At 52.6% G+C, this 17,491-nt stretch carries 21 protein-coding genes; 1 reads left to right on the forward strand and 20 read right to left on the reverse strand.

Annotation, left to right across the window (positions count from 1 at the left end):
• Window positions 1-213 precede the first annotated feature (213 nt).
• Window positions 214-1,041: a bifunctional 5,10-methylenetetrahydrofolate dehydrogenase/5,10-methenyltetrahydrofolate cyclohydrolase gene (locus KO087_RS04935; RefSeq protein ID WP_215508193.1), complete on the reverse strand. Its 828-nt coding sequence runs from the start codon at window positions 1,039-1,041 to the stop codon at window positions 214-216.
• Between the two features lie 54 nt (window positions 1,042-1,095).
• On the reverse strand, window positions 1,096-2,169 hold the full coding sequence (locus tag KO087_RS04940) for a C40 family peptidase (protein WP_215508194.1): 1,074 nt from the start codon (window positions 2,167-2,169) through the stop codon (window positions 1,096-1,098).
• 268 nt (window positions 2,170-2,437) lie between these two features.
• Here KO087_RS04940 and mgtE point away from each other — a divergent pair, with 268 nt between their 5' ends.
• A complete protein-coding gene (gene mgtE, locus KO087_RS04945; protein ID WP_215508195.1) occupies window positions 2,438-3,796 on the forward strand; it encodes a magnesium transporter in 1,359 nt (452 codons plus the stop codon).
• Window positions 3,797-3,866: 70 nt separating this feature from the next.
• On the opposite strand, the gene KO087_RS04950 is transcribed toward mgtE, so the two are convergent.
• The 18 genes from KO087_RS04950 to cbiB form a co-directional block, all read right to left on the reverse strand.
• Window positions 3,867-4,832, reverse strand: coding sequence for an S-layer homology domain-containing protein (locus KO087_RS04950; RefSeq protein WP_215508196.1), 966 nt, complete (start codon window positions 4,830-4,832; stop codon window positions 3,867-3,869).
• Window positions 4,833-4,943: 111 nt separating this feature from the next.
• Window positions 4,944-5,465 carry a histidine phosphatase family protein gene (locus KO087_RS04955; protein ID WP_215508197.1) on the reverse strand — a complete coding sequence of 174 codons (522 nt, stop codon included), beginning with the start codon at window positions 5,463-5,465 and terminating at the stop codon, window positions 4,944-4,946.
• Window positions 5,462-6,190, reverse strand: a complete 729-nt coding sequence (gene cobS / locus KO087_RS04960; RefSeq protein WP_215508198.1) for an adenosylcobinamide-GDP ribazoletransferase — start codon at window positions 6,188-6,190, stop codon at window positions 5,462-5,464. Before cobS ends, KO087_RS04955 begins: the two co-directional genes overlap by 4 nt.
• On the reverse strand, window positions 6,187-6,717 hold the full coding sequence (gene cobU, locus KO087_RS04965; RefSeq protein WP_215508199.1) for a bifunctional adenosylcobinamide kinase/adenosylcobinamide-phosphate guanylyltransferase: 531 nt from the start codon (window positions 6,715-6,717) through the stop codon (window positions 6,187-6,189). Before cobU ends, cobS begins: the two co-directional genes overlap by 4 nt.
• Window positions 6,714-7,784 (reverse strand): nicotinate-nucleotide--dimethylbenzimidazole phosphoribosyltransferase, encoded by a 1,071-nt coding sequence (gene cobT, locus KO087_RS04970; RefSeq protein ID WP_215508200.1) that lies wholly within the window; start codon window positions 7,782-7,784, stop codon window positions 6,714-6,716. The genes cobU and cobT overlap by 4 nt, the downstream gene beginning before the upstream one ends.
• On the reverse strand, window positions 7,774-8,034 hold the full coding sequence (locus KO087_RS04975; protein ID WP_215508201.1) for a cysteine-rich small domain-containing protein: 261 nt from the start codon (window positions 8,032-8,034) through the stop codon (window positions 7,774-7,776). Before KO087_RS04975 ends, cobT begins: the two co-directional genes overlap by 11 nt.
• A complete protein-coding gene (gene cobK / locus KO087_RS04980; RefSeq protein WP_215508202.1) occupies window positions 8,003-8,761 on the reverse strand; it encodes a precorrin-6A reductase in 759 nt (252 codons plus the stop codon). The genes KO087_RS04975 and cobK overlap by 32 nt, the downstream gene beginning before the upstream one ends.
• Entirely contained in the window at window positions 8,758-9,486 is a 729-nt protein-coding gene (gene cobJ, locus KO087_RS04985; protein WP_215508203.1) for a precorrin-3B C(17)-methyltransferase, read from the reverse strand. The genes cobK and cobJ overlap by 4 nt, the downstream gene beginning before the upstream one ends.
• Window positions 9,483-10,460 carry a cobalt-precorrin 5A hydrolase gene (locus KO087_RS04990; RefSeq protein ID WP_215508204.1) on the reverse strand — a complete coding sequence of 326 codons (978 nt, stop codon included), beginning with the start codon at window positions 10,458-10,460 and terminating at the stop codon, window positions 9,483-9,485. The genes cobJ and KO087_RS04990 overlap by 4 nt, the downstream gene beginning before the upstream one ends.
• Complete coding sequence (cobM, locus tag KO087_RS04995; protein ID WP_215508205.1) at window positions 10,457-11,209, reverse strand: precorrin-4 C(11)-methyltransferase; 753 nt, start codon at window positions 11,207-11,209, stop codon at window positions 10,457-10,459. Before cobM ends, KO087_RS04990 begins: the two co-directional genes overlap by 4 nt.
• Window positions 11,206-11,742: a precorrin-6Y C5,15-methyltransferase (decarboxylating) subunit CbiT gene (gene cbiT / locus KO087_RS05000; protein ID WP_251374922.1), complete on the reverse strand. Its 537-nt coding sequence runs from the start codon at window positions 11,740-11,742 to the stop codon at window positions 11,206-11,208. Before cbiT ends, cobM begins: the two co-directional genes overlap by 4 nt.
• Window positions 11,735-12,334, reverse strand: a complete 600-nt coding sequence (cbiE, locus tag KO087_RS05005) for a precorrin-6y C5,15-methyltransferase (decarboxylating) subunit CbiE (protein ID WP_215508207.1) — start codon at window positions 12,332-12,334, stop codon at window positions 11,735-11,737. The genes cbiT and cbiE overlap by 8 nt, the downstream gene beginning before the upstream one ends.
• 8 nt (window positions 12,335-12,342) lie before the next feature.
• A complete protein-coding gene (cbiD, locus tag KO087_RS05010; RefSeq protein WP_215508208.1) occupies window positions 12,343-13,389 on the reverse strand; it encodes a cobalt-precorrin-5B (C(1))-methyltransferase CbiD in 1,047 nt (348 codons plus the stop codon).
• Window positions 13,386-14,006, reverse strand: a complete 621-nt coding sequence (locus KO087_RS05015; protein ID WP_215508209.1) for a precorrin-8X methylmutase — start codon at window positions 14,004-14,006, stop codon at window positions 13,386-13,388. Before KO087_RS05015 ends, cbiD begins: the two co-directional genes overlap by 4 nt.
• The gene (locus tag KO087_RS05020) at window positions 13,999-15,051 is read right to left on the reverse strand and encodes a pyridoxal phosphate-dependent aminotransferase (protein WP_215508210.1); all 1,053 of its coding nucleotides are present in this window, start codon (window positions 15,049-15,051) and stop codon (window positions 13,999-14,001) included. The genes KO087_RS05015 and KO087_RS05020 overlap by 8 nt, the downstream gene beginning before the upstream one ends.
• Window positions 14,997-15,695: a precorrin-2 C(20)-methyltransferase gene (locus KO087_RS05025; protein ID WP_215508211.1), complete on the reverse strand. Its 699-nt coding sequence runs from the start codon at window positions 15,693-15,695 to the stop codon at window positions 14,997-14,999. Before KO087_RS05025 ends, KO087_RS05020 begins: the two co-directional genes overlap by 55 nt.
• Window positions 15,683-16,438: a sirohydrochlorin cobaltochelatase gene (locus KO087_RS05030; RefSeq protein ID WP_215508212.1), complete on the reverse strand. Its 756-nt coding sequence runs from the start codon at window positions 16,436-16,438 to the stop codon at window positions 15,683-15,685. The genes KO087_RS05025 and KO087_RS05030 overlap by 13 nt, the downstream gene beginning before the upstream one ends.
• A gap of 8 nt (window positions 16,439-16,446) precedes the next feature.
• Window positions 16,447-17,364 carry an adenosylcobinamide-phosphate synthase CbiB gene (gene cbiB / locus KO087_RS05035; protein WP_215508213.1) on the reverse strand — a complete coding sequence of 306 codons (918 nt, stop codon included), beginning with the start codon at window positions 17,362-17,364 and terminating at the stop codon, window positions 16,447-16,449.
• Window positions 17,365-17,491: the final 127 nt, after the last annotated feature.

Raw genomic sequence — 17,491 nt, forward strand, 5'->3', positions numbered from 1 at the left:
TGTCATTATTCCCTCCTGATTGTGATTGGTTGGCAGACCTTTCTTATCATACCATTCTGGGAATAACGGGTGATTATCGCTAAAGCTAAACGGAACCCCCGGTCTAACCGGGGGTTTTCTAATGCAACAAAATCGAGTAAGCGAAATGCTTACTCGATTAAGTCCAACTTTATGGGGTCACTCTACCATTGTCGCGAGGGCTTTTTCATGGAATCAAATCGACTCCACAAACATATTGTCCAGCAATAATAAATTGGTCAGGCTTCCGACGCCGCCGGGCACGGAAGTCACGAGATGTGCCTTGTCCACCACCTCATCGAAATCCACATCGCCGGTTAATTTCCCCTTCTCGTCAAAGGCGATGCCGCAGTCGATGATGCATTGTCCTTCGCCGACAAAATCCGCCGTTACCCAGCGAGACTGCCCGGTGCCGTAAACCACCACGTCGTAATCCTTCGCCAGTTGAGGGATGTTTTTCGTACGAGAATGACCCAAGGTCACCGTGGCGTTTTTATCTAGAAGCATCATGGCCAGAGGCTTTCCGATGACCATGGAGCGGTTAATAATCAACACCCGCTTGCCTTCTAAATCCCCCATGGCTTCGGCGATCATTAAAGCGCTTTTCGCCGTGGCAGGCATCATTTTACCCTGCCCCGTGAAAATCTTCCATTGATTCAAGGGGCTCAAGCAGTCGATGTCTTTTTCCGACACAATGGCGCGGTCAATGGCCTCGGCGTCAAAATGCTTCGGCAGCGGATGAAAGATCAGAATTCCGCCGATGCGCCCATCCTTGTTGCCTCGTTCCACTTCCCGTAGGAGATCGCCCTCCGAAGCGCCTTCGTCGAATACGGTCACCGCCACATCCATGCCGACACTATCCGCCGATTTCTTAATGGCGTTTTCGTAACTGATGTCCGCCTTTTTATCGCCGATGCGAAGAATCAAAAGTTTATCGCCGATTTCTCTTTCTTTGGCAAGGGCCACTTTTTTCTTTAAATCCTCGAGAAGCTTCTCCCGCAAGGGGCTCACGTCAAATTTCATTAGTTCCTCCTCATTAAAAAAGAGCGGCGAACCGCTCTTCGTGTTTCCGACTTATTATAACACGCGCGTTGCATTGACAAAACGGGAGTCATAATATTTTTCAGATAATTTATTTTGTTTAACCCGTCCGCTGCCGCTGTTGGCGTGGATGAAGGTATCGTTGCCGATGTAAATGCCTACGTGGCTAACGCCCTTGCCCGTGGTGTTGAAGAAGATCAGATCACCCGGTTGCAATTGCGAACGATCCACTTGATTGCCCACTTGGGATTGTGCGGAAGACGTTCTGGGAAGGGAGATGCCCAATTCGTTGACATAAATGGCATAGACGAGACCGGAGCAGTCGTAACCGCCGTTGCCGGTAGCGCCCCATACATAGGGGGAGCCCATTTTGCCAAATGCCGAGTCGATTACGCGTTGCGCCTTGGCGCCGTCTACTTTCGGCGGTGCGGCAATGGGTTCGACCACTTTTTTGACCGGTGCTTGCTTTTGAATCACTTCGCGTTTTACGGCCTTCACGCCGCCTTCGCCGAAGTCTAAGTAGTTGGGATCGATTTGGAAATCCTTGCCTTCATCGTTAAGAATAATGAAGAGGCCGTCTTTATAGCTGACGACATTTACCGTTTGATCTTTGGCCAATTGGTAAGCGCCGTTGGCATTTTCAAGTCTTAAGTTTTGCTTTACCTTCGCCGGGGTCGTGTGGGGCCCTTCGATGGCTTCGATGTAAGCATTTTCTACGGATCCGAAAAGACCGTCTTCCGTATTTACCGCCACGGTGTTGGGGTAGTGTTTCACTGTTTGAAGTGTTTCACCGATAAAAAGGTTTCTGACAACCTTGCCGTCTTTTTTCAGGATGGCATTTTTCTTTACCGTGTAATATTGGGGCTTGCTTTCGGTTACCAGGATCTTTTCCTTGGGAACGGTGACCTTGGCATTGCCCTTTTGGACTATGTAGCCGCGATCATTGGTATCTACGATGTTCGCTTGTTCTTCTACGGCGAATTTCAATTCGCTGCCGCTGTACAATGTGGTGTTATGATCCTGCACGAAAACGCCGGTATCTCGAAGACCTACTACCGAAATGATTGCCAATGCAGTCGTTCCGATGGCAAGCTTGAACTTTTGATTCATGTAAAAACAACACTCCTTATTAATACTTCTCCTCGAACGATCCCTAAGGATCATTCCATTCGAAATTAGATTTTTCTTAATGATCTTTTGAAATTATAACACAGATGGTTACAGAATGTAACAATTTGAGAGGTCATTTATGTTACTTCTCTGTTACAGTTCTATGACTTATTATTTCTTTTTTAACAACCCACCTTCCACCTCGGGCTGACTTTTAATTGATTTCAATGGTATACTGTTAATGTAATCGAATCGGAGGTGACGGCCATTGGAATATGAAACCGACTATGACTTATTAAAAGAGAAAATCGATGCCTGCATTGCAAACGGCAGCATCAATGACGGCAAGGAGATCTTCAATACCTATCACTCCGTGGACATCGACGATGTGCTGGAGGATTTGGATACGACGGATCTGCAGTATTTCCTTTTTATGCTGGATCCGGAGGAGATTGCCAATCTCATCGAAAATGCCCGAGAAGAGCTTCAAGTTCGAATGGCTCATTTCTATTCGACAAAAGAATTAATCGATATTTTCAGTTACATGACCAACGCGGATGTGGCGGACTTGTTGGGGCTGTTGCCTACCAGCAAGCGCAAAGACGTCCTGAATTACATGAAGAAAAGCGAATCGAATATTCTTCAAATGATCTTGTCTTACGACGACGACAGCGCCGCAGGGATCATGACAACGGAATTTATTTCCCTGAAACAGTCCCTCACCGTGCGTGAAGCCCTGTTAAAGATCAAAGAAATCGCGCCGACGACGGAAATCATCGAATCGATTTTTATTACGGACAATTTGCACCGCTTGCAGGGGATCGTCGACTTAAGGGAAATTCTCGTGGCCCCGGGCTTTAAGCCTTTGGCGGATCTCGTGGAAAGCCATCCTTTCTTCGTCTATGCGGATCAGGACCAGGAAGAGGCCGCCAATTTAATTTATAAATACGACTTAAAGTATTTGCCCGTCGTGAACAAAAACGAAGCCATTCTCGGCGTTATTACCTCAGACGACATTATCGACGTTATGGAAGAGGAACATAACGAAGATATCTTGGCCATTGGTGGGGTTTCCAAAGACGAAGAATACGACTCCAACTTCCTTCACTCCGTGAAAAGCCGCCTGCCTTGGCTCGTTATCAATCTCTTTACGGCCTTTATGGCTTCGGCGGTAGTTGCCATGTTTGAAGACACCATCAGCCAAGTGGTGGCCCTTGCCGCCGCCATGCCCATTGTAACGGGCATGGGCGGAAACGCCGGCAATCAGGCACTTTCCATCGTCTTAACCAGTTTAGCCCGAGACGAAATCAGTTTGGAAGAAGACCTGCCTTTGGTTTTAAAAGAGATCGGTCTCGGCATTTTCGACGGCGCCGTCATCGGCTTTTTCGCCGGCATCGTCTTGTATCTGAAGTACCACAATGTGTATTTGGGGCTGATTATTTTTGCCGCCATGATTTTAAACATGGTTATCGCAGGCATCGTGGGCTTTTTACTGCCCCTTTTATTCGACAAGTTAAAGATCGACCCGGCCATTTCATCGCCGATTTTTCTCACCACATTTACCGATGTGTGCGGGTTCTTTATTTTTCTCGGCTTGGCCTCTGCCCTCTTGGCAAAATTAGTTTAATCCCTACAAACGACATAGATGCAAAAACCGAAGGTTATGTGCCTTCGGTTTTCTTTTTCCCTAAACAGGTTTATTTTGCAATTGTCGTATAGATGCGCTGAGCCAGTACCACGGCCTGTTCTCTGGAGGCGTGGGTCTTGGGCCTAAACGCATTGTCTTGATACCCGTCCATCAGTCCCATGGATCGGAGTGTGTAGACGGATTCACGTGCATAGGGGCTGATTTTATTGTGATCGCCAAAGGGCGCGCCGCTTGTTGCGTTTTCTTTCACGCCTACGCTCTTAATAAAGCGCGCCAGAATCGTCGCCATATCTTCCCGAGTAATCTTGGCATTCGGCGCAAATTTTCCGTTGCCTACGCCGTTGACCAGGCCTAAACGGGATGCGATGACCACGGATTCGTTTTTCGTGTCTTTAAAGGGGCTCTTGCCCGCCACCAAATGGACCCGTTCCACTTTTTCATAGAGGCGAACCATGACTTCCGTAAACTCTTCCCGGGTAATGTCTTTTTTCATGTCAGCCTTCACCGAAGGCGGAATCAATCCGTTTTTCCCGGCATCCCTTAATTCCTCTACAGACCAATTGCTGGAATTGTTAAATACCGGGCGATAGCCTACGGATACCGCATTGGTGTACCCGCTTTCGCCCGCACCGATGTAGCGGACGCGGAAGCTGTAGAGATTGCTCTCCAAAGCGGGATTCGCTAAATTCGAAAATTGCGCTCCGGAAAGCTTCACTTCCGCGCGGTCCTTGTCCTTTGCCGTGAGTTCGCCTTTAAAGCTTTGGCCCTTTGTTGAAGACCAGGGATTTTGATTGACTGAGCTGTCGATTTCAAAGGCCACGGTCTTGCCCGATGCCAATTGCTTCTTCACCCAATCGGGATTGATCCAACTGAGCGTAAAGGCATCGTAATTTCCGCTTTCACTTTGTGCCAAGGCCAAGGCCAAATTTTTCGGGCTTTCGACGCCTTGGGCGAAGACGCCTGTTGCGGGGAGTAAGATGGACGCACATAAAAAAAGTGCCAATAACCGTTTCAATGTGTATTTCAATGGTAACATCCTTTCTTTGCTTCTAAAGCTCCTAAAACTATAGCAAAAGGATGGGGCCCCTTGAAGACTTCCACCGGATTTGTAACGGAATTGTCACTTTTATTTGATTTCTATGATTTGAAAATTGTCCAACTTGTATTGGAAAAAGGACCGGACGTCGCCTTTTATGGCCGAAAGCACCAAGCGCATGAAGCCGTCGTGGCTCACGTAGAGGGTGTCGTCTTTTGCCCTCTTTAAAAAGGTTTCAGCCCGCACAAAGGCCTCTTTCAGGCTTTCGCCCCGAGGCGGCCCGTAATTAAAGGGATCGTCGATCCAAGGCGCGAGAGCTTCGCCGTATAAATCGTAGGCATCGTAAAAGCTGCGGCCTTCCAAAACGCCCAGATTCACTTCCCGAATCAGCGCCTCTTCTGCCACCGGCCCTCGATCCCATACCAGGGCCGCCGTCGCCTTTGCCCGCAAATAGGGGCTGGAGACGACGGATGTTACGCAAAGGGCGCCCACCGCTTCCTTCAATTTCTTCGCCGTGGCAGGATCCACGGGAAGCAAGGGTTCCGTCGACGTGGCGTAGTATTTCTTTTCATTGGCCAAGGTCTTTCCGTGGCGCATCATATAAATGCTCATGAGAAAAACACCCCGAAGAGGAGCAACATGAAAAGCTCCCCAGTCTCTGTTATGGCGCCGTAAACATCGCCCGTAAGGCCGCCGATTTTTCTTACGGAGAGTCGAGAGAAGACCACGCCCCATAGGCAGCCGGCCACGGGAAAGAGAAGAAAGGATTTGCCCCTCGTAAAGAGAATGATCGCAGAAAGGATCAGCCACTGCAGGTAGTAGCTGTTTTTCGACGCGCCATGTTTAAAGAAATTTCCCATGGACGAGGCGGGTGCCGAAGGGAAAAAGTGAATGGCGGTCAGTACGCCCATGCGCGCCGAGGCGAAGAATATTCCCATCTCCAAAGGCTGAATGGCCACCGATGCCAGCACGGAAAATTTCCCCAAGAGCACCAGCACCAAGGCCAAGACGGCAAAGACGCCGATGGTGGAATCGTGCATGATTTCCACGACCCGATCTCTGTCTCGATTAGACAAAAAGCCGTCCGCCGTGTCCATGAGCCCGTCCATGTGCAGGCCGCCGTTTAATAAGTACCAGGTGAGCAGACCGAAAAAGGCGGCGAAAAGAGGGCCGACGTCGTAGAAGAAATTGTTGACGAAACCGACGACCACCCCCATGAAAAGCGCAATCCAGGGAAACCAGAAAAGGCTCTTCCCCGCTTCTTTTTCGTTAAATTCCGTCTCCTGCGGAAGGGGCAGTCGCGTTAAAAATTGGATGGCTAAAAGTAAACTGTTCATTTGATCTTCACCGGAATTCCCGAAATACAGGCGTAGACTTCATCGGCCGCCAGTGCCAGTCGCTGATTCACGCGCCCCTGAATGTCTCTAAATGCCCTGGAGACGGGATGCATGGGTACGATGCCGCTTCCCACCTCGTTGGTGACGATCCACAGATCGCAGGACGTGCGCCGCGCCGCGGCAATTAAAGCCCCAAGCTCCTTCATGCAGGCCTCTTCGATTTTCTCCTCGTCCACTGCATCCTCCGCTGCGGAATACTTCCACAGGTAATTGGAAAGCATCACCGTGACGCAGTCCAAGAGGGCGGCGTCCGCTCCCTCGATCGCTTCCGCCAAGCGGTGATCCCGCTCCACCGTGCGCCATGAGGCGGGCCGCCTCTTTTTATGGGCTTCGATGCGGCGAATCATTTCCCCATCATCTGCGGTCTGCGCCGTGGCGATGTAGACGACGCGCTCGTAGCGACTCAATCGAGATTCCGCATAGCCGCTTTTTCCGCTCCTGGCGCCGCCGGTCACTAATGTAATCATAGAGACTCCTTTTCTATATTCACTAACAGGCCCGGATCGATGGCATTGTCTTCCATGGAGCCCATGTTTTTCATGGCGTAAAGAGCTCCCTCCATCAATTGAAAAAAGAGAGGACAGCCGCTCCCTTCCCCCAGTCGCATGGCGAGATCCAGTGGTGGTGTCATGCCTAAATGTGTGTTTACACGTTCCGATGCTTTCTCACAACTCTTATGGGAGAGAAAAATATAGTCGCTTGCATTCGGTGCCAATTGTACCGCCGCAAGGGCCGCCACGCCGGTGACGAAGCCGTCAACCACCGCCGCCACCTTTTCTTCTCCGCATGCCAAAAACACGCCGACGAGGCCTGCGAGATCCAACCCGCCCACTTGGGCGATTTTGTGAATCACATCGCCGTCTCCGGCGCGGGCCACGGCTTTTTTCACCACCGCCACTTTTTTCGCCAGCTGCGCTTTGGTAATGCCGGCGCCGTAGCCTACGCAATCTTCGGCGGACTCCCCGGTTAATGCGCTGAGCAGGGCCGCCGAGGTGGTGGTGTTTCCGATGCCCAGCTCCCCGGTGCCGATCATGGAGGCGCCATTTTTTATGGCCGCCTTCGCCACCGCCATGCCCCGCTTTATGGCTTCTATGGCCTCTTCCCGGCTCATGGCAGCCTCTTCGGCAATATTGCCAGTGCCGCAGCGAATGGGCGCATCGATAATCGATGCCTCCCGCGCCACATCTTTCTTCATGCCTATGTCTACGATATAAAGCTCTGAATCCGCCCAACGACTCAATGTCGCCACGCCGGTTTCCCCTCGGGCCATGGCATTGGCGAGCATTTGCGTAAAGACCTGAGGCGAGGAGCTCACATCTTCCGCCACCACGCCGTTGTCGGCACAAAAGACGACGATGGCCTTTTTCTCCACAGAAGGAATGACCCGCCGCTGAATCCCCGCCAGGCGAATGGTCATTCCTTCCAAGGCGCCGAAGGAGCCCGTAGGGTGGGTGCGATTGTCCCAATATTCCTTGGCCCGTTTCATGTACGCCTTATCCGCCCCTTCAATGGATCCAACAAGCTTATCCTTCATGGCGTTCTTTCCTTTTATTTATTTCTTCCCGAAGGCGATTGTTAATGTAATCGTAGCCCTTGGGGCGATGGGGAATGGTGCAATTGGAGCAGTCTTTTACGCCGCCTGCGTAGGAAAAATTTCCGCCGCAGTCCTCGTCCAGCAAATAAAGGGGGCAGTAACAGAACATGCAGTTAAAATCCCCTTCCATGGTGTGGCAGGGAAAGTATTTGCAATCTTTATTGGTGTAAAAGCGATAAGAGAATTCCATTCGATATCCTTTCTACGACGGCCTTGGTTTCGGAAAAATTCAGCCCCTCTTCGCCTTCTGTGCGAATCACCAGACTCGTCATGCCCAAACGGCGGGCGGCGTCGATTTTTTCGTGAAAGCCCGAGCCGGCGCCGCTGTTTTTCGTCACCAGAAAGTCGGCTTTGGCATGTTTAAAAAGCGCCAGGTTCATATCCAAATCAAAGGGCCCGAGCATGGCCACCATGTCTTCCATGGCGACACCGGCATCGTGCAACGTATCGATGCTTTTCGACGAGGGAATAATCCGATAGATGTGGCGGCTTTCTCCCTTTACCGACTCAAAAAGATCGCAATGTTTCGATCCCGTGGTAAAGAAAAAGGTGCCGTTTTTTTCTTTTATATACTCGGCGCAAGATGGGTAATCGTCGAAGATCACATCCCCCGCCTCATCCTCCACGGGCCGGTTAAAGCGGTAGTAGTCGATGCCCGCATCCGCGGCGGCCCCTTTCGCCTCTTTGGAGACGATCTTCGCGAAAGGATGGCTCATGTCCACGACGGCGACGATGCTTTTCTTGCGAATAAAATCCACCATGGCTCCGCGATCCATGGGCCCCACGTGAACTTCCGTATCTTCCGGCAGGCGGTCTTTGCCTTCTTCCCCGGCGACGCTCACGACGAGGGCGCGTCGATCCACGCTTTTTACGAGCCGCACCGATTCCGAGGTGCCGCCGATGATCCAGAGCTTCATAATTTATAGCCCCTGGGCGTAATTATGAAGCCGTTTTTTACATAGGTCTCTTTGTTTCCCACGATGACCATGGTGTTCATGTCGCAGAAGTTGTCGTCCAGAGCCCCGATTGTGGTGAGGATTTTTTCTTCCCCGTCTCGCCGGGCGTGTTTCACCAAAGCCACGGGCCTGGTATCCTCGTAGCCTTCTTCTTTTAAAATCCCCATGGCTTTTTTTAAATAATCGGGTCGCCCCTTGGAGCGGGGATTGTAAAAGCAAATGACGAAATCCCCCTGTGCCGCGAGGCGTATCCGCTTTTTAATTAAATCCAAGGGCGTCATTAAATCGGAGAGGCTGATGGTGGCCATATCGTGCATGATCGGCGCACCGACGCACGATGCGGCGGCGAAATTGGCGCTGATGCCAGGAATGACTTCAATGGCAATGTCTTTGTCTGCCGCCAGTTCCAACAAGGGCCCTGCCATGCCGTAGAGGCCCGCATCGCCGGTGGAGACCATGGCCGTGGTCTTTCCCGCCTCCGCCGAGGTCAGTGCCATTTTGCACCGCTCGATCTCCGACTTCATGCCCGTGGTGTGGATTTCTTTTCCCTTTGTGTAATTTTTAATGTAGTTTAAATAGGGCTTGTAGCCCACGATCACTTCCGAGGCCTCCAAAGCCCGAATCATGCCCAGGGTGAAATCCTCTTCGCCACCGGGGCCGATGCCAATAATAAATAATTTCTTCATCTTGTTTCCTTTGTTATGCTCAGGGTTAAACCCGCTTCAGCAATTTTTTCCGCAATCATCTCTTCCCCGCCCATAAAGGCCGCCGTGCAGGAGACGCTGGAGACGCCGACGGTGGCTTTGACAAAGTCGCTGCCCGAACAGCGATCGTCGTTTTTCGATAATTCCTCCGCGGTGTAAATCTTCAGGGGAAGGTTAAGCTGCTTCGCCGCATAAAGGATAGCGGCCTCCTCTTTTTTTATGTCGATGGTGTGGATGGCAGAAAGAGCCATGGGATGAATGGCATAAGTTTTCAATGTCTTTTTTATTAAAGCCACCAAAGCCTCCGGATCCGTGTTCTTTTTTGAACCGATACCCAAGTGAATCCGCCGAGGCACCAGTTGAAGGCCCCTTTTAATTTCCACGTCTTTTGTCGTAACCACGACGCCCTCTTTTACATCCGCCGCCTCGATGGATTCCACCCGCTTTATATGGGGGTAGCTCGGCAATGCATCTTCTTCGGAGTACCAAGGGATCTCCCGCCCGGCCACCATGGCGGCGGCCACTTCTTTCATGGCCACCATATCCTCGAATGCGTAGTTTTCTTTCTGCGCAAAAACGTCGATGGCTTCGAAGCCCAAGCTGTCTGACGCCGTGGTGAGTACCGCTTCGGCGCCCATGGCCTTCGCCAGCTTTACGGCATAACCATTACCGCCGCCTAAGTGGCCGCTTAAGATAGGAATCACGTAGCGCCCCGTGGGATCGATGACCACCACGGCGGGATCCTTTCGCTTGTCCTCAACAAAGGGCGCCATGTAGCGCACGGCGATGCCTGCGGCGCCGATAAAGACGATGCGATCGTATCCGCTAAAAATGGATCCGAACTCCTCTTTCTTCGCCGGCCGTTGAAAATCCTTGCCGAAGAGATCCGCATCGGAAAAATACTGCTTCGCCAACGCGGCCCCCTGAGGCGAAAAACACAATACCGCCGTCTTCACCGCTCCGCCTTTCTGTATTCCGTGGAGAAATGTTTGTCGTAGAGCTTGCTCTTTTCGTAATCGCTATCGAGAAAATCTCCCACGAGGATTTGGGCGTGTTTATAAATATCCCGCCCCTCCATGTCTTTAACAATGTCTTTCAATGTGGAGCGCACGACGATTTCATCGGCCCAAGTGGCCTTATAAACCACGGCCATGGGCGTATCGTCGGAATAGCCCTTTTTCAAATCTTCCACCAAGGCCTCCAATTGCCCGGCGGATAAAAAGATGGCCATGGAGGCGCCGTGGGCCGCCAGCTTGTCTATGGACTCGCCCTCCGGCACCGGGGTGCGACCGGCGCGGCGGGTGAGGATTACCGTTTGGCTCACGCCGGGTAGGGTGAATTCCCGCTTCAAGCTTGCCGCCGCCGCGGAAAAAGAGCTTACGCCGGGGATCACTTCGTAGTCGATGCCCCATTCATCCAAGGCGTCCATTTGCTCCTGAATGGCTCCATAAACGGAGGGATCGCCGGTATGGAGGCGCACCAGATTTTTCCCCGCCTCGGCGCTTTTTTTCATCACATCCAGCACGTCGTCTAAATGCATGGTGGCGCTGTTGTAGATCTCGGCGCCTTCTTTCGCCGAATCCATGTGGCGCGCATCCACCAAACTGCCGGCGTAAATAATCACGTCAGCTTCTTCCAAAAGCCGCCTGCCCTTTACCGTAATTAAGTCCACATCCCCGGGACCGGCGCCGACAAATGAAATCATCTTTTTCTCCCCTTTAATATAAACACGCCGTTTTCCGCCCGCAACAGGCCCAGTCGATCTTCCCTCGAGACGGCCACATACTTCAGGCTCCGGTCGTAGCCTTCTTTCTTCAAAAAAGCCTTCATGGCTTCGGCGTGGCTCATGGTAATGAAATTACCTGCCAAGATGCCGCCGGGCTTTAAATGATCGTGAGCATAACGTAATATACCGTCCAACTGCCCTCTGCTGCCGCCGATAAAAATGCGGTCGTAGCTTTCATCTTTCAAGCAATCCGGTGCCTTTCCCCGGATTACGTCGATGCCTACACCAAAGGCTTCGGCGTTTTTCTCGATTAATCCCACGGCCTCGTCCTTCACTTCCGCCGCAGTAACCGCACAGCCCAAGGCCGCCGCGGCAACGGAAATGGACCCGGTGCCTGCGCCGATGTCGAGAAATGAAAGGCCAGGGGCTAATTCAAGGCCCGCCACGGTTAAAATACGCACGTCTTCTTTTGTCATGGGCACGTCGCCGCGAATAAAATCGGAATCATTCATCCAGTTCAAGTTCAATCACCGCCAATGCTAATTCTTCGTCGATGGAAATTTCCTCGCCGATGGATGCGGAGAGGATCTTTTCTTTCTCGTAGGAAAGGTAGCTCGCACCGTGGATCCGGCCCTTGGCCCCCTTCGCCGCCAAAGCTTTCGACAGATCACTCGCCGTGAAGTGTTTGTCTAAAAGCACGCAGCTTAAGGGTTCTTTTAAAAGGAGCTCCACCTCCGGTTCTCTGCCGTGAAAGGAAAAGGCACACATCTTCTGCCAAGGAAGATTCAGCACCGCCGCCGCACATTGCATGCTGCTCAAGCCGGGAATCACTTTATCCACGTGAATGCCCCTTTCACGAAAGGTGCCTGCCAGTCCGAAGAACAGGGGATCGCCGCTCACGACAACGGCCACATGAAGGGCAGGATCCATGTTCTCCTCCGCCTCGCTCAGGCGCTTTACCGCCACAATATCTTCTCGAATGGGCGTTAGCTTTTCCGCCAAGCGCGAGAAGGCCACGACGCGATCCGCCCCTTTGATGGCTTCCACGGCTTCGTAGGTCATTTTCTTTAAATCGCCGGGTCCGGCGCCGACTATGGTAATCATCGCTCCTCCTACATGGTGTAAATAATGGCGTGGATTTTTATATCCTCGGTTTTTAAGTACAGGGGCACTCGCTTTTCAATGCCCCGCTCCATGGCTTCCATAAGATTTTCATAGCCCATGGCCGCCGCTTTTTTTATGGCCTGATCGGCGGTTTTTTCCGCCTCCACCGCGTCCATTTCCGCCACACTCGCCCCCGCCTTAGCCATGTAATAGACGATGGCTTCCATGCGCCCGTCGGCAGTGGCTGAGTGGGTTTGGTAAATGCCGATAGCCACCTTGGCCATTTTGCCCACATGGCCCATTAAGGTGATTTCCTGAAAACCTAAATCCCTCGCAAGACACAGGGCGTCGCCGAAGTAATTGGATACCTTCACCACGGCCACGTCCAGGCCCAATGCCGCCGCCCGCTCTTCGCCGTAATTGCCCGGCGTTAAAATCACGGCATCGGCGCCGGATCTTCTCAGTTTCTTTAATTCCAAATCGATGGTGGCCACATAGGCGCTTTTGCTCATGGGAACCACGAGGCCCGAGGTCCCTAAAATAGACAGGCCGCCGACGATGCCCAGGCGGGGATTAAAGGTTCTTTTCGCCAATGACTCCCCTTCGGGAATGTCGATTCTAATGGCGATGCCTTCATCCATATTGGCGCGAAGCAAGTTCTCGATCTCCCGACGGGGCACGGGATTGACGGCCAGCTCCCCGGCCTTGCCCATAAGCCCGTCTTCGGTGAAGGTGCCTACGCCGACGCCCTTCTCCCAGCGCACATCCCCTGTGTCGGTCTTTGTAATGGTGACGAAAATTTCCATGCCGTTCGTAATGTCGGGATCGTCGCCGCTGTCTTTAATGACGCTGTAGGTGGCCGCCTTCTCGCTCCGCTTCTGTTCATAGACGTCGATGATGAGCACGTCCCCCGCCGGCACCCTGACCTCGACGACATGGATCGTCTCTCTTCTTTTCAGGGCTTCAATGGCCGCCTTCGTCGCCGCCACCACACAGGTCCCGGTGGTAAAGCCCAATCGCATGTGCTTGCCGTCCACGACGGTGGTCTTGTTCATCGTCTGAAGTCCTCGTACAAAAGGGCGTTAAAAATCGATGCCGCCACATTGCTTCCACCCTTGGTGCCGATGGTGCGAATGTAGGGCACGGCGTATTCCGCCACTTTTTCCTTGGACTCCGCCGCGCCGACAAAGCCCACGGGAACGGCGATGATAAATTTCGGATCCGCCTTCTTCTCGTCCACAAGTTCCAACAGGCGGAAGAGGGCTGTGGGGGCATTGCCGATAATAAATCCTTCGCATCCCCTTTTGACGGCCTCTTCCATGGCCACAATGGAGCGGGTGGTCTTTCGCTCGGCGGCGGTTTTCGCCACTTCGTCGTCTGAGATCAAGGTGATGAGTTCCACCCCCGATGCCGCCAGGGCTTTTTTGTTGATCCCCGCCCGCACCATGTTCGTGTCCGTGTACACTTTGCCGCCGCTTTTTATCACGGCCCGGGCCGCCGCCATGAAATCGTCGTGAATGTCGATAATGTGGCGGTATTCCACGTCGCCGGTGGTGTGAATCATGCGGCGCACCACGGGCAACTCGTCCTTTTTGAAATCCACATCGTCTAAATATTCGTCGATGATTTCCATGGACGTCTTTTCAATGGCCATGGGCTTTTTTTCATACATGCCGGCAACTCCTTTCAAATTGTGTCCATCGTTCTCGAAACCGTGCGTTTTCTTTTTCGTCGCGAATGGCCATACGGAAGTAATGATCTTTTAAGGGCGCTTCCGAAAACGTTCTGAGCAAAATGCCTTCTCTTAAAAAGAAATCAAAACAAGCTTCGACATGGATATCTTTCAGGCGAATCAAAAGAAAATTCGCCTTCCCGGGCAGGGCCTCGGCGATCGTCGATTCTTCAAAAAGGGCCAGTAGTTTCTCACGCTCCGACGCGATAAATTCGCGGGACTTCGCCATGTACTCGTCGCAGTCCTTTAAGCGCAGACCGCAGGCTTCCGCCACGGCGTTCACCGACCAGGGCAGCTGCCGCTTTAAAAAGCGCTCCCGTATTCCGTCGTTTATCACCGCCCAGCCCAAGCGCAAGCCGGGAAGGGCGTGGCTCTTCGTGGCGGCCCGCACGGTGATCTGCTTCGGACGATACAGCCCCTTCTTCTGCGCCGCTTCCCCGCCCGTTACAAAAGAGAGGAAGGTCTCATCGGCGAGCAAATACCCGCCCCGGGCGACGCAGGCTTCGTAAATTGCCGCCACCTCATCTCCCGAAAGGGTATAGCCCGTGGGATTGTGGGGATTGGTGATAATGATGAGGGCGCCCTCAGGCATGTGGGCGATAAAATCGTCGACATTCAACCGAAAGGGATGGCTCATGGGATAAGTGACGATTTCTTTCTTCAGATCCTTTGCAATACTTTCGTATTCGCCGAAGGCCGGCGTAGGCAAATAAATTGTCTCAAAGAGAGAAATGCAGATAGCGATGATTTCCATGGCGCCGTTTCCCACGACGAGGCGATCTGCCTCAACGCCCATCCAATCACCTAACGACCGGCGCAGATCCCGGTAAAAGCGATCCGGATAGCGAGGCGCCCCTTCGAGCCCTCGTGTCATGGCGTCCTTCAAAATTTCAGGCACACCCAAGGGGTTGATGTTGGCGCTGAAATCCGCTAAAGGATGCGCACTCTTCCCTTCGTATGTTTTTGTATCGCCGCCATGTTCCAAGGCCGTCTCCTTCCCACAATCATGCTCATGTACTGCTTTCTGCCGGCGAAACGGGCGGGATCTGAAGCGACCACCCAGCGATCCGTTTCAATCGCTTCGAAATAAAGCAGGTGATACCCCGCCGCTTGCAAACGGGCGGCGCTCTCCTCGGCGCGGGTGGTCTTTAAAAGGGCGATGGTGTCCGCCGTTGGAATGGCCTCGTCTAAATGATCCGTCAAAAGAAAGGACTCGCCCTTTTTCGTCAAACTCTCCACGACGCCGTTTATGCCCGCAACAAAGGCGGGTATGCCCGGCACCAATTCTACGACAAAATCCGACTCACCTGCCTCCAATACCTCGATTAAGGTGGCGTAGATGGTGCCGTCGCCTAAAGTCAGAACGCAGGTCAACTCTCCCTCTTGCGTCACGGCGTCAATCTGTTCAAAGGCCTTTTGGTAGCGGCCGGTCATGTCCTCGGTCATAGGGAAGTCGAGAAAAATCACCTTTTCGTCATCGACAAATGTTTTTACCGCCTCATAGGCCCGTGATTTTCCCTTGTTCAGGGGAATGAAAATGTGATCCGCTTCCTGCAAATAGCGCAAAGCCCGCAGGGTTAAAAGATCTTCCGCACCGGGGCCCACGCCGATGCCCACTAATTTTCGCATGGTCTCGCCTCCAAATAGGTGCGGAGTTTTTCCGCATAAATGGCGCGGACAAAATCCCAGCTGCCCATGCCGCCTGCCACCGGCGCGACGGAGATGCCCGCCGCCTCGAAGCGAGTCTTTACGGAATCGTCGTCGCCGAAAATATCGTTTTTCGCGTGATCCCCGGCAAGAAGCAATAAGGGCGCCAGCTGCACCTCTTTATAGCCCCGCCCTTTCATGTAATCCAGGGGCAGACTGTCGTCGACGGATCCTTCGATGGTACACACCCGGTGGGGCAGATTATTTTCTTCAAACAAGCGGTTTAGCTCGTCGTAATCCTTATCCGCTGCCGTGTGGCTGCCGTGGCCCACGAAGACCGTGGGCTCGTCGAACCGCTCGCCTGCTTCATTAACGAAGCGAATCAAATCCGCCTCCTCGTGGAAAAGGGCTTCGCCCACGGCCACGCCGCGGCTTCTTAGATCGGCAAGCTTGTCGTATTCAAAGCCTTCGATGATGTGAAGGGGTTGAATAAAAATCTCTTCCGGCTGAAACCCTTCATTTAAAAACCCTTCCACCGCTTCCACTTCGTTTTCGTAGCGAATGCCGGTCTTTTTCTCGTAGCGGCCGATGACCATGCGGGAAGTAAATGCCACCCGCACAGGCACAACGGCCAACGCTTTTAATTCATCCACAACGGGATCCAAATCCCGACGAAGGGCATCTTCGTGGGTGGAGCCGAAGGTGGCGATAATCAATGCTTTCATGCACTCTCCTAAACTAAAAAATCAATGATGATGTAAATAACTAAATAAAAAACCGTGCTGCGCCACATGAGCGTTGTCACATCGTCGATGGCACCGGGCGCTACGGGATGAATCCCCCGTCCGATGGTGGGCTTATAAACATACTCGCCGAAGTAATCGTGGCCGCCGCCGAGGGCGATACCTAAAATGCCCGCCGCCGCCGCTTCGCACCAGCCCGCGTTGGGGCTTAAATGGGCGCCGTGAAATTCCTTTACCGTTAAAAAAGCCCGCTTCATAAGGGAGACCGAGCCCGCCGAAAGACACATGAGTAGGGCCGTAAGGCGGGCGGGGATCAAATTCGCCAAGTCGTCCAGCTTCGCCGCCCCGTAGCCCGCCAACAGATAGGTTTCGTTGCGATAGCCCACCATGGAATCCATGGTGTTGATCATTTTATAGGCCATGGCCCCGGCGGGACCGAAGAGGGCGCCGTAAAACAGCGGCGCGATAATGCCGTCGGAGGTGTTTTCCGCCACGGTCTCCACCGTCGCCTTAATGATCGCCTCTTCATCTAAAGACGCCGTGTCCCTTCCCACAATGCGAGACAACTGTTTTCTTCCCTTTTCCACAGATGTGGCCAAGGCCCTTTTCACGCCATGGGCTTCTTTGTGCAAGGTCTTTGCCGCCACGGCGGTGTAAAGCAAATAGACGGACAGGATTGCTTTCACAGGCCCGCTGAAAAGCCCTAAAAGGCCGCGAATCAAAAGAAACACCGCCGCCGTATTCGCCAGGGCGCAGGCGATGCCCAAGGGCTTTTTCCACCCATCCCTCACTTTTAAAATCATTTTATATTCCGCTGCGATGATCTTTCCCATGCCCACCACGGGATGGGGCAGCCACTCAGGATCCGCAAAGATAAAATCCAGCACACAAGCGATTAATAATTCCATGGCCCGTCCTTTCTGTTTTCAGTTTATCATGGGCGATGGTACGAAACAATAGAACCGAAAGAACTCCCGTAAAAACCTGTTTCTTCATGGATTTTCCTCGACTAAAGCGGTATAATAGAGCCATTAT

The organism is Peptoniphilus rachelemmaiella (assembly GCF_943169845.1).
GTDB classification, from domain to species: Bacteria; Bacillota; Clostridia; order Tissierellales; family Peptoniphilaceae; genus Aedoeadaptatus; species Aedoeadaptatus rachelemmaiella.

Excerpts from the sequence above, each read along its gene's own strand:
- KO087_RS04940 (WP_215508194.1), bottom strand. The coding sequence starts at position 2,169 with ATGAATCAAAAGTTCAAGCTTGCCATCGGAACGACTGCATTGGCAATC.
- KO087_RS05030 (WP_215508212.1), bottom strand. The coding sequence starts at position 16,438 with ATGAAAGCATTGATTATCGCCACCTTCGGCTCCACCCACGAAGATGCC.
- cobM (WP_215508205.1), bottom strand. The coding sequence starts at position 11,209 with ATGATTTCATTTGTCGGCGCCGGTCCCGGGGATGTGGACTTAATTACG.
- cbiD (WP_215508208.1), bottom strand. The coding sequence starts at position 13,389 with ATGAACAAGACCACCGTCGTGGACGGCAAGCACATGCGATTGGGCTTT.
- cobU (WP_215508199.1), bottom strand. The coding sequence starts at position 6,717 with ATGATTACATTAGTGACCGGCGGCGCCAGGAGCGGAAAAAGCGGCTAT.
- cobJ (WP_215508203.1), bottom strand. The coding sequence starts at position 9,486 with ATGAAGAAATTATTTATTATTGGCATCGGCCCCGGTGGCGAAGAGGAT.
- KO087_RS04955 (WP_215508197.1), bottom strand. The coding sequence starts at position 5,465 with ATGAGCATTTATATGATGCGCCACGGAAAGACCTTGGCCAATGAAAAG.
- cbiT (WP_251374922.1), bottom strand. The coding sequence starts at position 11,742 with ATGAATGATTCCGATTTTATTCGCGGCGACGTGCCCATGACAAAAGAA.
- KO087_RS05015 (WP_215508209.1), bottom strand. The coding sequence starts at position 14,006 with ATGTATGAAAAAAAGCCCATGGCCATTGAAAAGACGTCCATGGAAATC.
- cbiB (WP_215508213.1), bottom strand. The coding sequence starts at position 17,364 with ATGGAATTATTAATCGCTTGTGTGCTGGATTTTATCTTTGCGGATCCT.
- cobS (WP_215508198.1), bottom strand. The coding sequence starts at position 6,190 with ATGAACAGTTTACTTTTAGCCATCCAATTTTTAACGCGACTGCCCCTT.
- KO087_RS04935 (WP_215508193.1), bottom strand. The coding sequence starts at position 1,041 with ATGAAATTTGACGTGAGCCCCTTGCGGGAGAAGCTTCTCGAGGATTTA.
- cobT (WP_215508200.1), bottom strand. The coding sequence starts at position 7,784 with ATGAAGGATAAGCTTGTTGGATCCATTGAAGGGGCGGATAAGGCGTAC.
- KO087_RS05025 (WP_215508211.1), bottom strand. The coding sequence starts at position 15,695 with ATGCGAAAATTAGTGGGCATCGGCGTGGGCCCCGGTGCGGAAGATCTT.
- cobK (WP_215508202.1), bottom strand. The coding sequence starts at position 8,761 with ATGAAGCTCTGGATCATCGGCGGCACCTCGGAATCGGTGCGGCTCGTA.
- KO087_RS04975 (WP_215508201.1), bottom strand. The coding sequence starts at position 8,034 with ATGGAATTCTCTTATCGCTTTTACACCAATAAAGATTGCAAATACTTT.
- cbiE (WP_215508207.1), bottom strand. The coding sequence starts at position 12,334 with ATGATTACCATAGTCGGCGCCGGACCCGGCGATTTAAAGAAAATGACC.